The following is a 16,635-nucleotide window of genomic DNA, read 5'->3' as shown; positions in this document are numbered from 1 at the left end:
ACAATTATGGCGTTTTGTTTCGTTCCGAAAACGACGGGTTTCTGCGTTAAGAATTCCATTTGGCGATAAAAATAAACCGGGAAGCCGGATGCCACACATTCTGGCGCCGTTGCGCGGGTCGATCTCCCCCTCGCCTAGGTCATTTCCATTGTTTCCGAACGGGGGTCAATATTCCGTCGCAGACGGCAAGATTTCCTCTCGCGCTTGTCCAAAAGGTTTGTTATCAGCCCTTCCATTCGGCGCGTCGGCGCCGTGTTGCGGGTGTGGCGAAATTGGTAGACGCACCAGATTTAGGTTCTGGCGCCGCAAGGCGTGGGGGTTCAAGTCCCTCCACCCGCACCATTTTCTTTCTTACCGATCATGCTGCTTGGGCGGATGCTGAGGCGCTACAAAGATGCCGCCGCGCGGCTGGCTTGATCATAGTGGCCGGACAGGGCCCGCAGGTCGCGGGCCAGGTCCCTCAGATCCGGGCCCGACAGGTCGGTCGCTGAAAGCCCCTCCAACAGGCATTGCTGGCGGACTTTCCGGTAGGCATCGCATAGCTCCACGCCCTCGGGCGAGGTGCGGTAGAACACTTCTTTGCCACGCTTCTCCGACGTCAGCAGCCCGGTCTTCAGCAGTTTCCGCAGTGCGTAGTTCACGGTGTGGCTGTCCTCGATATTCAGAAGAAAGCAGATGTCGGTCAGGCGTTTGTCGCGGCCGCGGTGGTTGACGTTGTGCAGGATCAGGATGTCGAGCGGTCCCAGATCGGCCTGCCCAGCTGCGGCCATGCAGCGGGTCATCCAGCGTGAGAACGCGTTGTAGACAATGATCAGGCCGAATTCGAGTTCAGAAAGTTCCCAGCCTTCGCCCTCGGCCAGGTGGCGAGAGGAAACGATGCGGCGTGTGTCGGGGGAAGAATCGGTCATATTGCGGCCTTTTGATCTGCAAAACGCTGAGAAATTATCAGTGTTTTGGCATGACGCGCGTGTATTTTCAACGTGCTGACCTTTGGAGTCTGCAGAGTTTTGGTCAAAACGATAACAAAACGTTGACAAATCGTAAACGTTGAGTCAGCTTCTGCGCCAGTACTCAAGCAGGGAGAGCCAAAATGAAACTGTTGAAGATTGCCGGTGGCGCGGTTGCCGCGCTGGCCGGGTTGGCCATGCAGGTGCAGGCCGAGACCTGGGACATGCCGACGCCCTATCCGGACGCCACCTTCCATACCGTGAACATCCACGACTTCGCCAAGGACGTGGCTGCGGCCACCGACGGCGCCCTTGAAATCAAGGTCCACTCCGCCGGGTCGCTGTTCAAGCACCCCGAGATCAGCAAGGCAGTTCGCAGCGGCCAGGTGCCCGTCGGAGAGTTTTTCCTGTCGTTGTTGGCCAATGACAACCCGGCTTTCGGCGCGGATTCGCTGCCATTCCTGGCCACCAACTATGACGACGCCCAAAAACTGTGGGCGGCACAGAAAGACGTGATCAACGCTCTGCTGGACGATCAGGGCATGATGGTGCTGTACGCCGTGCCGTGGCCGCCGCAGGGCCTTTACACCACCAAGGAAATCAACAGCGTGGATGACCTGGCGGGCCTGAAGTTCCGCACCTACAACGCCACGCTGGAAGAATTCGCCAACCTGGCGGGGGCCGCGCCCACGCAGGTCGAGGTTCCGGACATTCCGCAGGCCTTCAGCACCGGCCGGGTCGAAGCGATGATCACCTCGCCCTCGACCGGGGTGAACTCGAAGGCGTGGGACTTTCTGACCCACTACACTGACATCCAGGCCTGGATTCCCAAGAACGTGGTCGTGGTGAACAAGCGCGCCTTCCGCCGTCTGGATGACGCAACCCAAGCCGCCGTGTTGGAGGCCGCCGCCGCCGCCGAAGCCCGCGGCTGGGAGATGAGCCAGGCCGAGACCGCCACGCAGACCGCGGTTCTGCAGGAAAACGGCATCACAGTAGTGCAGCCGTCCGAAGAACTGATGGCTGGCCTGCGCGCGATCGGTGCACAGATGCTCGAGAACTGGACCGCCGAGGCCGGCGACTCGGGCGCTGCGTTGCTGCAGGCCTATCAGCAGTAAACGATCCGACCCGGCCGGGCGCGACACGTCCGGCCGCGGTTCGACAACAAGGGGAGGGGATGGCGATGCTGCGGCGCAGTCTTGATTTCATCTATCGTGCGGCCGGCGGATTGGCGGCGCTGTTCATTCTGGCCATCGTCTTGCTGGTCTTTGCGCAGGTCGGGTTGAACCTGGCCGACAAGGTCTGGGCCGCGTTGACCGGGCAGGGCGTGGGCCTGACCATCCCGTCCTATGCCGATTTCACCGGATTCTTTCTGGCCGCATCCAGCTTTCTGGCGCTGGCTTATGCGTTGCGCGCCGGAGGGCATATCCGGGTGACGCTGCTGATCGGGCGGATGCCCAAGGGGCCGCGCCGCCTGACCGAGATCTGCGTGGTGACGGTTGCCCTGGCCATGAGCGCCTATGCCACTTGGTATCTGGGCCTGCTGGTGCTGGAATCTCTGGAATATGGCGACCGCAGCCCGGGCATGGTTTCGGTGCCGTTGTGGATCGTGCAGATGCCGGTCCTGCTGGGGCTGGCCATCCTGACACTTGCCCTGATCGACGAACTTGTCGGTCTGCTGGCGGGCCGCGCGCCCAGCTGGGACGGCAAGGGCGAAAACCTTTTGAGCGAATAGGGCCAGCAGATGTCGATTGCCACGCTTTCCATCATTCTTCTTGTTCTGCTGTTCGCCTTTCTGGGGTCGGGCCTGTGGGTGGCGTTTTCGCTGCTGGGGGTCGGGATCGCGGCGATGGCGCTGTTTTCGGATGCGCCGCTGGGGCTGGTCATGGCGACCACCTTGTGGGGGCACAGCAATTCCTGGGCGTTGGCGGCGCTGCCGCTGTTCATCTGGATGGGCGAGATCCTGTTCCGCTCGCGCCTGTCCGAGGACATGTTCACCGGCCTGTCGCCCTGGATGAACCGACTGCCGGGGCAGTTGCTGCATGTGAACGTCTTTGCCTGCGGGATATTTGCGGCTGTGTCCGGGTCGTCGGCGGCCACGGCGGCCACGATCGGCAAGCTGTCGATCCCGGAACTCTCGCGCCGCGGCTATCCCGAGAAGATGATCATCGGTACGCTGGCCGGCTCGGCCACGCTGGGCCTGCTGATCCCGCCGTCGATCATCCTGATCGTCTATGGCGTGGCGACCGAGCAATCCATCGCCCGCCTGTTCGTGGCCGGAGTTCTACCGGGACTACTGCTGGTGTCGCTGTTCGTGGGTTATGTCGCAATCTGGGCGCTGATCAACCGCGCGAGCCTGCCCACCGAGGATATTCGGGCGAGTTTCGCGGAAAAACTGCGTCGCTCGCGCCGACTGGTGCCGGTGATCCTGCTGATCGTCGGTGTGATCGGCTCGATCTATGCCGGGATAGCCTCGCCCACCGATGCGGCCGCCGTGGGCGTGGTGCTGGCGCTGCTTCTGTCCTGGCGCGAGGGCACGTTGACCCGGGCCAGCTTCGTCGATGGGCTGATGGGAGCCACCGTGACCTCGTGCATGATTGCCTTCATCCTTGCAGGGGCCTCGTTCCTGACCGTGGCGATGGGCTTCACCGGCATTCCGCGCGTGTTGGCAGAATGGATCGGGTCGCTGGGCCTGTCCACCTTCACGCTGCTGGCGGCACTGACCGTGTTCTTCGTGATCATGGGGTGTTTTCTGGACGGGATCTCGGTCGTGGTGCTGACGGCTTCGGTCATCATGCCGATGGTGATGCAGGCGGGGATCGACCCGCTGTGGTTCGGCATCTTCCTGGTGATCGTGGTCGAGATGTCGCAGATCACCCCGCCCGTTGGCTTCAACCTGTTCGTGCTGCAATCGCTGACCGGGCGCGACATCCTGCGGGTGGCCCATGCGGCGCTGCCGTTCTTCTTCCTGATGATCGTGGCGCTGGTGATCATCGTGGTTTTCCCTGGCATCGTGACCTATCTGCCGAACCAGATGTGACGGGGGCAATGCAAGATTTTCCGATCATACGTACCGCCGGGGTGGACGGGCTGTTGATCAGCTTTGCCGCCGCACTCAGCGAACCGGCCAACCGGGCCGCGCTGGCCTTTCGCGCCGCGCTCGAGGCGGAAGGCTGGGCGGGGGTCGAGGAAACCTCGTCCTCACTGGTCTCGGCCTTCGTCCGGTTTGATCCGCTGCGCCTGACGCATGCCGCGCTGCGACAGCAGGTGCAGGCGCTGCTGGACCAGCGCGATTGGTACGCGGCCGACCTGCCCGGCGGGCGCAGGCTTTGGCGGGTACCCACCGTCTTCGGTACGGATCTGGCGCCGCAGCTGGAGCAGGCGGCGCAGGCGGCGGGCTTGTCCGAGGCCGAGGCGATCCGGTCGCTGTCCGAAGCGCGGGTGCGGGTGCAGACCATCGGCTTTGCCCCCGGCCAGCCTTATCTGGGTGAATTGCCGCCCGCCTGGGACATCCCCAGGCAAAAGGAATTGACCCCGCGCGTGCCCGAAGGCGCGCTGGTGGTGGCGCTGCGGCAGCTTGTGCTGTTCTCGGTCACCACGCCGACCGGCTGGCAGCATGTGGGCCAGACCGCCATCCGTCTGTTCCAGCCGGATGTTCCCGAACCTTTCCTTTTGCGCCCCGGGGATGAGGTGCAGTTCACGCCCACCAACCCGGAAACGCTGGCGCGGATGCGCAGCGATCCGCGCGGCGGCGCCAGTTGCGAGGCGCTGGCATGAGCGCGCATCTGACCATTCTGCGCGCCGGGCCCGGCCTGACGGTGCAGGGCCTGGGACGGCCCGGATATCTGGACATGGGCCTGTCGCGCGGCGGTGCAGTAGACCGCCTTGCCCTGGCCGAAGGCGCGGCGTTGCTAGGGCAGCCCGGCGACCTTGCCGCCGTGGAAATGGCCGGCATGGGCGGCGAGTTCCAGGCTGATCAGGACCTGCGCATCGCTCTGACAGGCGCCCGGATGCGGGCGCAGATCGATGGCGCGACCGCGGTCTGGAACGCCTCGCACCTGCTGCCTGCGGGCGCGCGGTTGAGCATCGGACCAGCCGTGGCCGGCAGCTATGGATATCTCAGCGTCGGCGGCGGGGTTCAGGGCGATCCGGTTCTGGGCGCTTGTTCGGCGCATCTGACGGCGGGGATCGGTGCTCTGCTGAAGGCAGGGGACCGGCTGGCGATCGGCCCGTACGCGGGCGGTGCAACCGGGATGACCTTCGACCCTGACGACCGGTTTTCGGGCGGGGAAATCCGCATCGTGGCCAGCTTCCAGACTGACCTGTTCGCCCCAGACGTTCTGGAGCGGCTGCAAGGTACCGCGTTCCGTCGGGACGCGCGCGCCAACCGCATGGGCGTGCGGCTGGAAAGTGATGGGCCGGGCTTTCATGTCTCGGGCGGACGCAGCGTGCTGTCGGAAACCATCGTGCCGGGTGACATCCAGGTCACCGGCGACGGCACGCCCTTCGTGCTGTTGGCCGAGTGCCAGACCACCGGCGGCTATCCCCGCATCGGCACCGTTCTGCCCTGCGACCTGCCCAAGGTGGCGCAGGCCCCGGCCGGGGTCGATCTGCGGTTCCGCTTCGTGTCGATGGACGAAGCGGTGGCGGCCGAGCGCGCCGCCGCCCAGGCCCGGGCCGCGCTGCCTCGGGCGCTGCGCCCGCTGATCCGCGATCCGCGCAGCATGTCCGACCTGCTATCCTATCAACTGGTCAGCGGCGCCATCGCCCGCGAAGAAGACGTTTTGTAGAAAAGGAGCCTGTGCCATGGCACATCAAGTCGATCTGAACGCCGATATGGGCGAAAGCTTTGGCCCCTGGAAAATGGGCGATGACGCGGCGCTGCTGAAGATCGTTACGTCGGCCAACGTGGCCTGCGGGTTTCATGCGGGCGACTGGGACGTGATGGCCACGACGATGGCGCAGGCGGTCGAAAACGGCGTGGGCATCGGCGCGCATCCCGGCTTTGCCGATCTGCACGGCTTTGGGCGTCAGCGGATGCACTATCCCCTGCCGTCGCTGCAGAACCTGATCCGCTATCAGGTCGGCGCGGCGCAGGCGATGGCGCGGGCGGCCGGCGGACAGGTGCGCCATCTGAAATTGCACGGCGCGCTGGCCAACATGGCGTCCGAGGATCAGGCGATGGCACGTGCCTGCTACGAGGCGGCGCTGTCGGTGGCTCCGGATCTGATCATCATGGTTCTGGCCGGAACCGCCCAGCAGCGCGCCGCGCGAGACCTGGGCTGTCCGGTGGCTTGCGAGATCTTTGCCGATCGCGCCTACAACGATGACGCCACTCTGGTCGACCGCAGCCTGCCCGGCGCGGTGATCCACGACCCCGACCGTGCCGCCGCGCGCATGGTCGAGATGGTCAAGGCCGGGGCGATCATCACCGAAAGCGGCAAGCATATCCCGACCCGCATCGACACGATCTGCCTGCATGGAGACACGCCCACGGCGGTGTCGATTGCGGCCGGTGTCCGCCATGCCCTGCAGAAGAGCGGGGTTGAGCTCAAGCAGTTCGCCGGTGGCCCTGCCTAGGCTTCTCGATCGACGCGGCTGTTCAATGCGTCTCGCGTTCGATGACGCTGGGGTCCAAAAAGATACTCTCTTCGGGACGTCCGGGATCGACGAGCCTACGCTCCAGCAACGCGATGATCGCGTCAACGGCGGCGTCGATGGGGTTCCGGACTGTCGTCAGGCGGAATGTCGGCCATTTCGCCATGGCGATGTCGTCGAAACCAACAATCGCCAAATCGCCGGGTACGTTCAGAGACAGATCGCGCGCAGCCGATAGCGCCCCGATCGCCGTGGCGTCATTGGCGCAGACCAGCGCATCCAGAGAAGCGCGAGACAGCAGACTGCGCGCGGCGCCGTATCCGCTGTCGACCGAGTAATCAGTCGGGTATTCGGCCAAGAGGTCAAGCCCCGCCCGATCCAGCGCCTGGAGGACCCCGGCGCGACGCCGCGAAGACGAGTAGAACTCCTCGGGCCCGCTGAGAAACCCGAACCGGCGCCTCCCCCTGCTGATCAGCAAGTCGGTGATCATAATCATGCCATCGGCATTGCGGCAACAGACATTGTCGACACGGGGCCCTTGAACGGGACGGCCTGACGAGATCATCGGGATGCCGAACCGCGCACATCTGTCGACGATCTCTTCGGACATGCTGCCGCCGCGCAGAATCAATGCGTCCAACGGATAGCGCAGCAGCTCTCGCAGCGCCTGATCCGTGTTGGCGCCGGTTCGGTCGATCAGAATGGGCCATTTCTTCAACCCGCTCAGGGCCTGGGCCAGTTCACCGACAAAGGCCGAGTCGTAGGGGCTGCGCATGTTGCCGACGAAGACGGCGACCAAATTTGATTGCCCGGCCTTGAGGCCAGCGGCCAGGGCATTCGGCTGATACCCGGTATCGGCTGCGATCTTGAGGATCCGTCTACGCTTCTCGGAATCGACATAGGCACCGGGCGTGAAAGCGCGCGAAACAGCTGAACGCGAGACGCCCGCAAGGTCCGCAACGGTCTGGGCCGTTGCGCGCCGGGGGCGTTTTGCGTCCTTGTTTCTCTCGCTACACATGCGGTTTGCGTTTCGCCTGTTCAGAGGGTTTCAACATTCTTGCAATGAATCGAATCTTTCATCAAACTGTCACGGTTGGAAGCTAGTGAACACGTGTGCACATTTTGCGAAAGGTGTCAGCCTTTTTCTGGATGTGAAATATGTCATCGGGGAAAATACCCCATAGTTTCCAGGGCTTTGGCCCGCCCGTAGGGGCGCAACATGAATCGGAGGAACTACATGATAAACGTCAAAACAGGTGCTGCTGCTGCCGCGTTCGCGATGATAGCGAATACGGTCTCGGCCGAAGTCGAGATTACGTGGTGGCACGCCATGGGAGGAGCCCTGGGTGACACCGTCAACCAGATTGCCGAGGATTTCAACGCGTCCCAGGACGACTACAAGATCACGCCGGTTTTCAAGGGCACGTATGAAGAGACCCTGACCGCCGGCATCGCCGCATTCCGTGCGGGTGAACAGCCCAACGTCCTGCAGGTATTCGACGCCGGCGCCGCCACCGTGATTGGCGCCAAGGGCGCGACCGTTCCGGTTCAGGACCTGCTGGAACAGAACGGCGTTGCGTTCGACATCGAAGACTATATCTCGGGCGTTCGCTACTTCTATGCCGACAGCGATGGCAAGATGATCGGGATGCCGTTCAACTCGTCCTCGCCCATCATGTATTACAACGTCGATGCGCTGGAAAAAGCGGGTGTGACGCCGCCGAAAACCTGGGAAGAGTTCCAGACCGTGACGGCGCCGGCGCTGAAAGAGGCCGGTTATATCGGCCTGTCGCAGTCGCATCTGCCCTGGATCTTCACCGAGAACTTCCATTCGCGCCACGACCTGCCGTTTGCCACCAACGACAACGGCTATGAAGGCGCTGACGGCACCAAGATTCTTGTCAACAACGACGCGATCAAGGCACACTTCACCGCCGTCAAAGACTGGAAGGACAACGGGTTCTTCGAATGGTACGGCACCGGCTGGAGCGACAACCAGACTCCGTTCGAAGAAGGCAAGGTTGCCATCTGGCTGGGCTCGTCCGGTTCGTTCGGCGGCCTGTCCAAGAAGGACCTGCCGTTCGAGTTTTCGGCCACCTTCCTGCCCTATTGGGAAGCTGTGACCAAAGAACCCAAGCAGACCTTCATCGGTGGTGCGGCCCTGTTCGCGATGGCCGGCAAGAGCGACGAGGAAAACAAGGCCACCGCGGCGTTCTTCGAGTTCCTGACCAAGCCCGAAACCCAGTACATGTGGCACCGCGAGACCGGCTATGTTCCGATCACCACCGCCGCCTATGAAATGGCGAAGGGCGATGGTCACTATGACCGTGCTCCGGCCGCCGAAGTCGGCATCAAGCAGCTGTCGCTGCCTGCTGGTGAAAACACCAAGGGCTATCGCATGGGCTTCTACGTCCAGATCCGCGACGTGATGAACCGCGAATATGGCCGCATCCTGACGGGTGAAACCTCGGTCGAGGACGCCTTCAAGGCAATCGAGGACGAAGCCAACGGTCTGCTCGAGCGTTTCGCAAAGACCCAGAGCTGATCCCACTCGCCAAGAAACGGGCGGTCGCAGAAGTGCGACCGTCCTCCCTTTTTCGGAGTTTTTATGAAACGCGCTGGTTTTTCCACTCGCTGGCTGCCGGTTCTTCTGCTGTTGCCGCAGCTGTTGATCATCGCGGTCTTTTTCTACTGGCCTGCCGCTCACGCGGTGCAGTCTTCGTTCTTCCTGCAGGATCCGTTCGGGTTTGGGTCGACCTTCGTCGGGCTGGACAACTACAGCGACCTTGCCGGGAATTCCGAGTATCTCAGCATTGCCTGGTTCACGGTGATCTTCACCGTTTTGGTCACGTTCTTTTCGCTGTCGATCGCGTTGTTGCTGGCCGTGAAGGCCGACAATGTGCTGCGCGGCGCCAAGACCTATCGCACGCTGCTGATGTGGGTTTACGCCGTGGCGCCGCCGGTGGCGGGGTTCATCGGCCTGATCCTGTTCAACCAGAGCTGGGGGCCATTGACCGAACTGGCGCGCTCGATCGGGTGGGATTTCAAACTGGGCGTGAATTTCAATGACACTGCCACCGCGATGGTTATCGTTTCGGTCTGGAAACAGGTTCCGGTGAACTTCATCTTCTTTCTGTCTGGCCTGCAATCGATCCCGCGATCGGTGCGTGAGGCGGCTTTGATCGACAACCGCTCATCCACGGGTCGGTTCTGGGACGTGACTTTCCCCCTGCTGGCGCCGACCGGGTTTTTCCTGCTGATCATCAATATCACCTACGCATTGTTTGATACTTTCGGTGTGATCGACACGATGGTGAAGGGTGAGCCGGGCAACAACCCGATGACGTTGGTCTACAAGGTCTATGTGGACGGCTTCCGCGGCAACGACCTGGGTGGCAGCTCGGCGCAGTCGGTCGTTCTGATGGTTCTGGTTCTGGCCCTGACGGTGTTCCAGTTCCGGCTGGTCGAGCGCCGCATCCACTACACGTAAGGAGGGCAGACAATGACCGAAGCACATACCCCTGCGATGGCGTCCGCCACTTCACCCACCCAAACACGAAAGCGCGGCATCCGACTGTCCACGATACTTGATCACACGATCCTGATCGTCGGATCGTTGTTCATGATGCTGCCGCTGCTGATGATCTTCCAGATGACGACCGTTCCGGATGTCGAGGTGATCAAAACCGGACCCAGCCTGACGATCGGGGACGAACTTGGCCCCAACTTCCAGAAGGCAATGTTCGAGGCCTCGGGCTTTTCCGGCCAGAACACGGGCATGAACATGCTCAAAAACTCGTTCATCCTGGGCATCGGTTTTGCCCTCGGCAAGATCATCATCGGCATGATGGCGGCCTATGCGATCGTCTATTTCCGGCTGCGCTTTGCCACGCTGGCTTTCTGGGTGATCTTCACCACGTTGTTGCTGCCGCTGGAGGTGCGCATTCTGCCCTCGTACGAAGTGGTGCAGAAGCTGGGGATGCTGAACACCTATCAAGGCCTCATCATCCCGCTGATCGCCTCGGCCACCGCCACGTTCTTCTTCAGGCAGTTCTTCCGCTCGGTTCCAGAAGAGTTGGTCGAGGCCGCGCGGATCGATGGCGCCGGCCCGGTGAAATTCTTCATCGACATCCTGGTGCCGCTGTCGCGTACGATGATTGCGGCGATGTTCATCATCATGTTCGTGTTCGGGTGGAACCAGTATCTGTGGCCCACCATGATCACCACCGAAGAGGACATGTTCACCCTGGTGCGCGGGATCAAGCAGATCACGCAGGTGCTGGAGGGCAACCGCATTCCCGAATACGGCCGGGCCAACCTGCTGGCGATCATCGCCATCATCCCCCCGGTCATGGTCGTCATCTTTTTCCAAAGCTGGTTCGTCAAGGGCCTGACGGAATCCGACAAGTAAGGCAGAATCAATGGCTCAGGTATCCCTGAAGAACATCCGAAAAATCTATCCCAACGGCGCCGAGGCGCTGACCCCGTCCAGTTTCGACATCGGTGATGGCGAATTCGTGGTTCTTGTCGGCCCGTCGGGCTGCGGCAAGTCCACACTGCTGCGCATGGTGGCCGGCCTGGAAGAAATCACCGAAGGCGAACTGACGATCAATGGCCGCGTCATGAATGACGTTGATCCGGCCGATCGCGACATCGCCATGGTGTTCCAGAACTATGCGCTGTACCCACATATGAGCGTGCGCAAGAACATCGCCTATGGTCTGAAAAATCGAAAGACGCCCAAGGACGAAATCGACCGCAAGGTGGCCGAAGCCGCTTCGATGCTGAACCTGAACGAGTTTCTGGATCGAAAGCCCTCGCAACTGTCGGGCGGTCAACGCCAGCGGGTTGCCATGGGACGGGCCATCGTGCGTGATCCGGCGCTGTTCCTGTTCGACGAACCGCTGTCGAACCTCGATGCCAAGCTGCGCAACCAGATGCGGATCGAGATCAAGGCGCTGCAGCGGCGTCTGGGGGTGACCTCGATCTACGTCACCCATGACCAGGTCGAGGCGATGACCATGGCCGACCGCATCATCGTGATGAACGCGGGCCGGATCGAACAGATCGGCACCCCGGCCGAGATCTATCACCGTCCGGCCTCGACCTTCGTGGCCAGCTTCATGGGCGCTCCGCCGATGAACCTGATCGGCGCACGTCTGGAGGGCGGCCGCGTGATGATCAACGGCGACACGGTGCTTGCCACGGCCGAAGGGTCTGGCGCGGTGACTGTAGGTGTGCGACCCGAAGATGTACTGATCGGGGCGGAGGGCTCGATCGCCTTTCACGTCGACATCATCGAAGAGCTTGGCGCGCACCGCCTGTTGCACGGGCGTCTGGCAGATCAGGAGTTCACGATCCACGTGGGCAAGGATGTCGAAGCCGCGCCCGGAGAAACGCGGATCTCACTCAAGCCCGACGCGATCAGCCTGTTCCACCCGGAAACCGGAAAAGCCCTGTGATCACGAACATCGTGTCGTCTTTGCCGCCGGTCTCGGATGATGTCCGAGACCGCATATTGGCGGCGCCGCGAACGGCCGAGGCGCACCGCGCCCTGATGGCGCAGACACCGGCGATGAACGCGGTGCAACTGGGCGGAAACGCAACCCGGGACGTTCTGGGTGCACGTTTCTCGGCTGCGGCTTGGAATGTGGAACGTTGCCTGTTCCCCGAAGAAAGCGCAGCCCACCTGGCGGCTGTGACCCCGGACATCGTTCTGCTGTCCGAGGTGGACCACGGTATGTCCCGTACCGGTCAACGTCACACGACGGCAGAAATGGCCGACAAGCTGGGTATGGCCTACGCCTTTGGGGTCGAGTTCCACGAACTGGATCTGGGCGGCCCGACCGAGCGCGCTTTTTGCAAGGATGATTTCAACACCCTCGGGTGGCATGGGAACGCGATTCTGTCCTCGGTTCCGTTCAAACGCGTGGCCATGATCCGTCTTGACGACCATGGCCACTGGTTTGCGGCCGAGTCCGGGGCGTCGGATCCGCAACAACCGCGGCTGGGTGGCCGAATGGCAATTGCAGCAGAAGTCGCGACCGAGAACGGGCCTGTATGCGTGGTTTCCACCCATCTGGAAAGCAATGCTGCGGCGGCGCATCGCCATACGCAGTTTCAGCTTCTGCTGGATGCGCTCGATGAGTTTGCGCCTGGGATGCCGGTGCTGATCGGTGGCGATCTGAATACCGGCAACCACCTGCCACCGGATTTCGACTGGCGCCGGGAAACCCTGTTTGCTCTCGCCGAGCAGCGCGGATTTTCCTGGGAGTTCACGACCGAAGGCCACACTACCCGGCCCAGCCTGATCACGCCGCACCCGGACCGGGTGATGAAGCTGGACTGGTTCGCCGGCAAGGGGCTGATCTGCCGCGACCGGGGTCTGCTGTCGTCGCTGACCGCCGACGCCAAGCCGCTCTCGGATCATGACTGCGTCTGGTGCGCGGTTGAGGTGCCTGACGCCGGGTGACTCCGGCCTGTCCGCGATATTTGGTCACGTGGCCCAACGTCCCGTTGAGTTTCGGGGCGTTTTTTCGCGGTTCGACTGTGGAAAACGGTTTGGAAACCCCATAAGAACGAGGCCACCTATTCAACAGGCGGAAAACCAGTCCAGTGTTTGACCTCCCCGCGCAGCGCGCGCATCTTGCCGAGAAATTCGATCTGACCCCGTCGCCCGAGCTGGCCGCCAGCATGAGCGACATCTACGCCCGCATGTCGCGAGTCGTCACGCCAGCGGATTGGGCGATCTACGCGCCCTATGTCAAGGCGATCAACGATCTGAAAGCCGAACGCAACGCGGTGATCCTGGGCCACAACTACATGACGCCCGAAATCTATCACGGCATTTCGGACTTCGTCGGCGACAGCCTGCAGCTGGCCATCAAGGCGACCGAGGTCGAGGCCGACGTGATCGTGCAATGCGGTGTGCATTTCATGGCCGAGACCTCGAAGATCCTCAGCCCCGAAAAGACGGTTCTGATGCCAGACATGGAGGCCGGCTGTTCGCTGGCCGAGTCGATCACCGCCGAAGGCATTGCCGAGATGCGCCGCCGCTATCCCGGCGCGCCGGTCGTGACCTATGTGAACACCACGGCCGAGGTGAAGGCGGCATCCGACATCTGCTGCACCTCGTCCAACGCGGCGCAGATCGTGGCGGCGATGGACAGCGACACGGTCATCATGACCCCCGACCAGTACCTGGCGCAGAACGTGGCCCGCGACGTGCCGCAGAAGAACGTGGTCTGGTGGGAAGGCTCGTGCATCGTGCACGAACAGTATACGGCGCAGGACCTGCGCGAGTTCCGCGAATGGAACCCGGGCACCCGCCTGATCGCGCATCCTGAATGCCCGCCCGACGTGGTGGCCGAGGCCGACTTCTCGGGTTCGACCAGCGGCATCATCAAATACGTCACCGACGAACAGCCCGAAAAGGCGATGCTGATCACCGAGTGTTCGATGGCGTCGAACATCGCCGACGCGCTGCCGCAGGTCGATTTCGTCGGCCCCTGCAACATGTGCCCCTACATGAAGAAGATCACGCTGGAAAAGGTGCTGTATGCGTTGGACACCATGACCGGTCAGGTCGAGGTTGACCCCGACGTGGCGGAAAAAGCGCGCCTTTCGGTTCAGCGGATGATCGACCTATCGCGCAAGCTGGGAGTTTGATCGGGGCGATGCAGACGGTCTCGACCCCTCGGGTGGTCATCATCGGCGGCGGGCTGGCCGCGGTCTATACCGCGCTCAAGCTCGACCCGCACCCGGTGGTGATGATTTCGCCCGAGCCGCTGGGTTCGGGTGCCAGTTCGGCCTGGGCACAGGGCGGGGTGGCGGCCGCGATGGACCCGTCCGACAGCCCCGAAGCCCATGCCCGGGACACGATGCGCGCCGGCGCGGGGTCGGTCCTGCAGGAGGTGGCCGAGTTCGTCACCCGCGCGGCGCGGGATCACATTCTGGACCTGTCCGATCTGGGCACCGGGTTCGACCGGGACGCCGATGGCGGATTCATCCAATCGCAGGAGGCTGCGCATTCGGTGGCCCGCGTGGTGCGTGTCAAAGGCGACCAGGCCGGTGCCGAGATCATGCGCGCCCTGATCGCCGAGCTGCGGCGTCGCTCTTCGGTCCAGGTGATCGAAGGGGCGCTGGCCGTGGGGCTGGAAAGCGACGGGGCCAAGGTCTCGGGCGTATATCTGGCGCCGACAGATGCGCCGGGGGCCGAACCGGTGTTGCTGCGTGGGGCGGCACATGTACTGGCCACGGGCGGGTCGGCGGGGCTCTATGCTCGCACCACCAACCCGGCGCGCATCCGCGGGCAGGGGATCGGCATGGCCGCACGGGCCGGGGCCCGGATCGCCGATGCCGAGTTCATTCAGTTTCACCCCACCGCGATTGACGTGGGCGAAGACCCGATGCCTCTGGCCACCGAGGCTTTGCGTGGCGAGGGCGCCGTGCTGATCAACCGTCACGGCGAACGGTTCATGCAAGGCGTCCACCCCGATGCCGAGCTGGCCCCACGTGATGTCGTGGCGCGCGCCGTCTATCTGGAAACCAAGGCCGGCAACCGGCCCGCGCTGGATACGCGCGCGGCGATTGGCGTGGCGATCCGCAGTCAGTTTCCGGCGGTGACCGAGGCCTGCCTGCGCAACGGTGTCGACCCCGTAACCCAACCGATTCCGGTGGCGGCGGCGGCGCATTACCACATGGGCGGTGTGGCCACCGACCTGAACGGCCGCAGTTCTCTGACCGGGCTCTGGGCCTGTGGCGAGGCGGCCTCGACCGGGTTGCACGGGGCGAACCGGCTGGCCTCGAACGGTCTGCTCGAGGCGCTGGTCTTTGCCCGCGCCTGCGCCCGTGACATTGCGGGCACCCTGACGGTGGCCGACGCGCCCGAGGTGCGGCTGGGCCTGCCGTCCGGCGGCACCGAACCCGACCCCCAAGCCGTAGCCGAACTGCGCCAGGTCATGACTGATGGCGTGGGGGTGGTGCGCGACGCGGACGGGCTGCGCCGCGCCTTGGGCCGGATCGCCGTGTTGGAGTCGCTGCACGGCCAGTCGCACCTGTTCCGAAACATGACAGCAACCGCCACGCTGATCGCGGCAGCAGCGCTGATGCGCACCGAAAGCCGCGGCGCGCACTATCGGTCGGATTGTCCGGTTACGGCCGAAGGGCCGGGGCGGCGGTCTGATCTGACATTGGACGAGGCCGTGGCGCTGCGGTCGAAAATCTTCAAGGAAACCGCAAAATGCATCATGCCACTGTCCCCGACCTGATCCTCGAACCGATGGTCCGCGCTGCGCTGTCCGAGGATCTGGGCACCTGCGGCGACATCACCACCCGTACCGTGATCCCAGCGGACGTGACCTACGCCGCGCGGCTGAACGCGCGCGAGGATGCGGTTGTGTCGGGCATGCAGGTGGCGGCCCTGGCGTTCCGGCTGGTGGACCCGACGTTGAAGATCACGCCGCTTGTGGCCGACGGGGACCGTTGCACCAAGGGCCAGACCCTCATGGAGATCACCGGCGGCGCAGCCTCGATCCTGTCCGGCGAACGCGTGGCGCTGAACTTTGCCGGTCGTCTGACCGGGGTGGCGACCCTTACCGCCGGGCTGGTGGCGCAGACCGCCGGGACCAAGGCGCGCATCACCTGCACCCGCAAGACCACACCGGGCCTGCGAATCGTCGAGAAACTGGCCGTGTTGCATGGCGGCGGGTTCAATCACCGCCATTCGCTGTCCGACGCGATCCTGATCAAGGACAACCACATCGCTGCCGCCGGCGGGGTGCGCGCGGTGCTGGACGCGGTCAAGGCGCGTGCGTCGCACATGATGAAGGTCGAGATCGAAGTGGACCGGCTGGACCAGCTGGCCGAGGTTCTGGAAACCGGCGGCGCCGATGTCGTGTTGCTGGACAACATGACGCCCGACATGCTGGCCGAGGCCGTGGCGATGGTGGACGGACGTCTTGTGACCGAGGCGTCAGGCAATGTCACCGTGGGGACGGTGGCCGAGATCGCGGCCACTGGGGTCGATTATATCTCGTCCGGGGCGCTGACCCATTCCTATCGGACAATCGATCTGGGTCTGGATTTCTGATCA

16 protein-coding genes and 1 tRNA gene are annotated in these 16,635 nt (G+C 63.3%); 15 read left to right on the top strand and 2 right to left on the bottom strand.

Translation table 11 applies throughout. From position 1 onward, the window contains the following. The first annotated feature begins 257 nt into the window (after positions 1 to 257). Positions 258 to 342 (top strand) — tRNA-Leu (locus tag ACR0JC_RS14655). Between the two features lie 44 nt (positions 343 to 386). Here ACR0JC_RS14655 and ACR0JC_RS14650 read toward each other — a convergent pair. Beyond that, positions 387 to 908, bottom strand: coding sequence for a winged helix DNA-binding protein (locus tag ACR0JC_RS14650; protein WP_170341667.1), 522 nt, complete (start codon positions 906 to 908; stop codon positions 387 to 389). Between the two features lie 182 nt (positions 909 to 1,090). Here ACR0JC_RS14650 and ACR0JC_RS14645 point away from each other — a divergent pair, with 182 nt between their 5' ends. The 6 genes from ACR0JC_RS14645 (at position 1,091) to ACR0JC_RS14620 (ending at position 6,524) form a co-directional block, all read left to right on the top strand. Then, positions 1,091 to 2,062, top strand: coding sequence for a TRAP transporter substrate-binding protein (locus ACR0JC_RS14645; protein ID WP_170341665.1), 972 nt, complete (start codon positions 1,091 to 1,093; stop codon positions 2,060 to 2,062). A 65-nt stretch (positions 2,063 to 2,127) separates the two neighbouring features. Then, entirely contained in the window at positions 2,128 to 2,679 is a 552-nt protein-coding gene (locus ACR0JC_RS14640; RefSeq protein ID WP_367647296.1) for a TRAP transporter small permease, read from the top strand. A 9-nt stretch (positions 2,680 to 2,688) separates the two neighbouring features. Then, on the top strand, positions 2,689 to 3,984 hold the full coding sequence (locus ACR0JC_RS14635; RefSeq protein WP_170341663.1) for a TRAP transporter large permease: 1,296 nt from the start codon (positions 2,689 to 2,691) through the stop codon (positions 3,982 to 3,984). Positions 3,985 to 3,992: 8 nt separating this feature from the next. Continuing rightward, complete coding sequence (locus ACR0JC_RS14630) at positions 3,993 to 4,721, top strand: 5-oxoprolinase subunit B family protein (protein ID WP_170341662.1); 729 nt, start codon at positions 3,993 to 3,995, stop codon at positions 4,719 to 4,721. After that, positions 4,718 to 5,734, top strand: a complete 1,017-nt coding sequence (locus ACR0JC_RS14625) for a 5-oxoprolinase subunit C family protein (protein ID WP_170341659.1) — start codon at positions 4,718 to 4,720, stop codon at positions 5,732 to 5,734. Before ACR0JC_RS14630 ends, ACR0JC_RS14625 begins: the two co-directional genes overlap by 4 nt. 16 nt (positions 5,735 to 5,750) lie before the next feature. Continuing rightward, positions 5,751 to 6,524 carry a LamB/YcsF family protein gene (locus tag ACR0JC_RS14620; protein ID WP_170341657.1) on the top strand — a complete coding sequence of 258 codons (774 nt, stop codon included), beginning with the start codon at positions 5,751 to 5,753 and terminating at the stop codon, positions 6,522 to 6,524. Positions 6,525 to 6,546: 22 nt separating this feature from the next. Here ACR0JC_RS14620 and ACR0JC_RS14615 read toward each other — a convergent pair whose 3' ends face one another. Continuing rightward, positions 6,547 to 7,560: a LacI family DNA-binding transcriptional regulator gene (locus ACR0JC_RS14615; RefSeq protein WP_170341655.1), complete on the bottom strand. Its 1,014-nt coding sequence runs from the start codon at positions 7,558 to 7,560 to the stop codon at positions 6,547 to 6,549. A gap of 219 nt (positions 7,561 to 7,779) precedes the next feature. Between ACR0JC_RS14615 and ACR0JC_RS14610 the strand changes: the two genes are divergently transcribed. The 8 genes from ACR0JC_RS14610 (at position 7,780) to nadC (ending at position 16,632) form a co-directional block, all read left to right on the top strand. Next, positions 7,780 to 9,087: an extracellular solute-binding protein gene (locus ACR0JC_RS14610; RefSeq protein ID WP_437342531.1), complete on the top strand. Its 1,308-nt coding sequence runs from the start codon at positions 7,780 to 7,782 to the stop codon at positions 9,085 to 9,087. A 63-nt stretch (positions 9,088 to 9,150) separates the two neighbouring features. Beyond that, positions 9,151 to 10,032: an ABC transporter permease subunit gene (locus ACR0JC_RS14605; RefSeq protein ID WP_093963282.1), complete on the top strand. Its 882-nt coding sequence runs from the start codon at positions 9,151 to 9,153 to the stop codon at positions 10,030 to 10,032. A 36-nt stretch (positions 10,033 to 10,068) separates the two neighbouring features. Beyond that, positions 10,069 to 10,953 carry an ABC transporter permease subunit gene (locus ACR0JC_RS14600; protein WP_170341801.1) on the top strand — a complete coding sequence of 295 codons (885 nt, stop codon included), beginning with the start codon at positions 10,069 to 10,071 and terminating at the stop codon, positions 10,951 to 10,953. Positions 10,954 to 10,963: 10 nt separating this feature from the next. Next, the gene (locus ACR0JC_RS14595; protein ID WP_170341652.1) at positions 10,964 to 12,004 is read left to right on the top strand and encodes an ABC transporter ATP-binding protein; all 1,041 of its coding nucleotides are present in this window, start codon (positions 10,964 to 10,966) and stop codon (positions 12,002 to 12,004) included. After that, complete coding sequence (locus ACR0JC_RS14590) at positions 12,004 to 13,014, top strand: endonuclease/exonuclease/phosphatase family protein (RefSeq protein ID WP_170341799.1); 1,011 nt, start codon at positions 12,004 to 12,006, stop codon at positions 13,012 to 13,014. Before ACR0JC_RS14595 ends, ACR0JC_RS14590 begins: the two co-directional genes overlap by 1 nt. Before the next feature lie 143 nt (positions 13,015 to 13,157). Then, a complete protein-coding gene (gene nadA / locus ACR0JC_RS14585; protein WP_170341650.1) occupies positions 13,158 to 14,210 on the top strand; it encodes a quinolinate synthase NadA in 1,053 nt (350 codons plus the stop codon). 8 nt (positions 14,211 to 14,218) lie between these two features. Then, on the top strand, positions 14,219 to 15,811 hold the full coding sequence (locus ACR0JC_RS14580) for an L-aspartate oxidase (RefSeq protein ID WP_170341648.1): 1,593 nt from the start codon (positions 14,219 to 14,221) through the stop codon (positions 15,809 to 15,811). Beyond that, positions 15,784 to 16,632 (top strand): carboxylating nicotinate-nucleotide diphosphorylase, encoded by an 849-nt coding sequence (gene nadC / locus ACR0JC_RS14575; protein WP_170341647.1) that lies wholly within the window; start codon positions 15,784 to 15,786, stop codon positions 16,630 to 16,632. The genes ACR0JC_RS14580 and nadC overlap by 28 nt, the downstream gene beginning before the upstream one ends. Positions 16,633 to 16,635: the final 3 nt, after the last annotated feature.

The organism is Ruegeria sp. CH5 (assembly GCF_056537025.1).
Note: the sequence above shows the minus strand (reverse complement) of the source record. Positions and strands in the feature narration are given on the sequence as shown.

Coding starts and splice junctions, on each gene's coding strand:
- ACR0JC_RS14645 (WP_170341665.1), top strand. CDS start 1,091: ATGAAACTGTTGAAGATTGCCGGTGGCGCGGTTGCCGCGCTGGCCGGG.
- ACR0JC_RS14600 (WP_170341801.1), top strand. CDS start 10,069: ATGGCGTCCGCCACTTCACCCACCCAAACACGAAAGCGCGGCATCCGA.
- ACR0JC_RS14580 (WP_170341648.1), top strand. CDS start 14,219: ATGCAGACGGTCTCGACCCCTCGGGTGGTCATCATCGGCGGCGGGCTG.
- ACR0JC_RS14610 (WP_437342531.1), top strand. CDS start 7,780: ATGATAAACGTCAAAACAGGTGCTGCTGCTGCCGCGTTCGCGATGATA.
- ACR0JC_RS14640 (WP_367647296.1), top strand. CDS start 2,128: ATGCTGCGGCGCAGTCTTGATTTCATCTATCGTGCGGCCGGCGGATTG.
- ACR0JC_RS14605 (WP_093963282.1), top strand. CDS start 9,151: ATGAAACGCGCTGGTTTTTCCACTCGCTGGCTGCCGGTTCTTCTGCTG.
- ACR0JC_RS14625 (WP_170341659.1), top strand. CDS start 4,718: ATGAGCGCGCATCTGACCATTCTGCGCGCCGGGCCCGGCCTGACGGTG.
- ACR0JC_RS14620 (WP_170341657.1), top strand. CDS start 5,751: ATGGCACATCAAGTCGATCTGAACGCCGATATGGGCGAAAGCTTTGGC.
- ACR0JC_RS14635 (WP_170341663.1), top strand. CDS start 2,689: ATGTCGATTGCCACGCTTTCCATCATTCTTCTTGTTCTGCTGTTCGCC.
- ACR0JC_RS14630 (WP_170341662.1), top strand. CDS start 3,993: ATGCAAGATTTTCCGATCATACGTACCGCCGGGGTGGACGGGCTGTTG.
- ACR0JC_RS14650 (WP_170341667.1), bottom strand. CDS start 908: ATGACCGATTCTTCCCCCGACACACGCCGCATCGTTTCCTCTCGCCAC.
- nadC (WP_170341647.1), top strand. CDS start 15,784: ATGCATCATGCCACTGTCCCCGACCTGATCCTCGAACCGATGGTCCGC.
- ACR0JC_RS14615 (WP_170341655.1), bottom strand. CDS start 7,560: ATGTGTAGCGAGAGAAACAAGGACGCAAAACGCCCCCGGCGCGCAACG.
- ACR0JC_RS14595 (WP_170341652.1), top strand. CDS start 10,964: ATGGCTCAGGTATCCCTGAAGAACATCCGAAAAATCTATCCCAACGGC.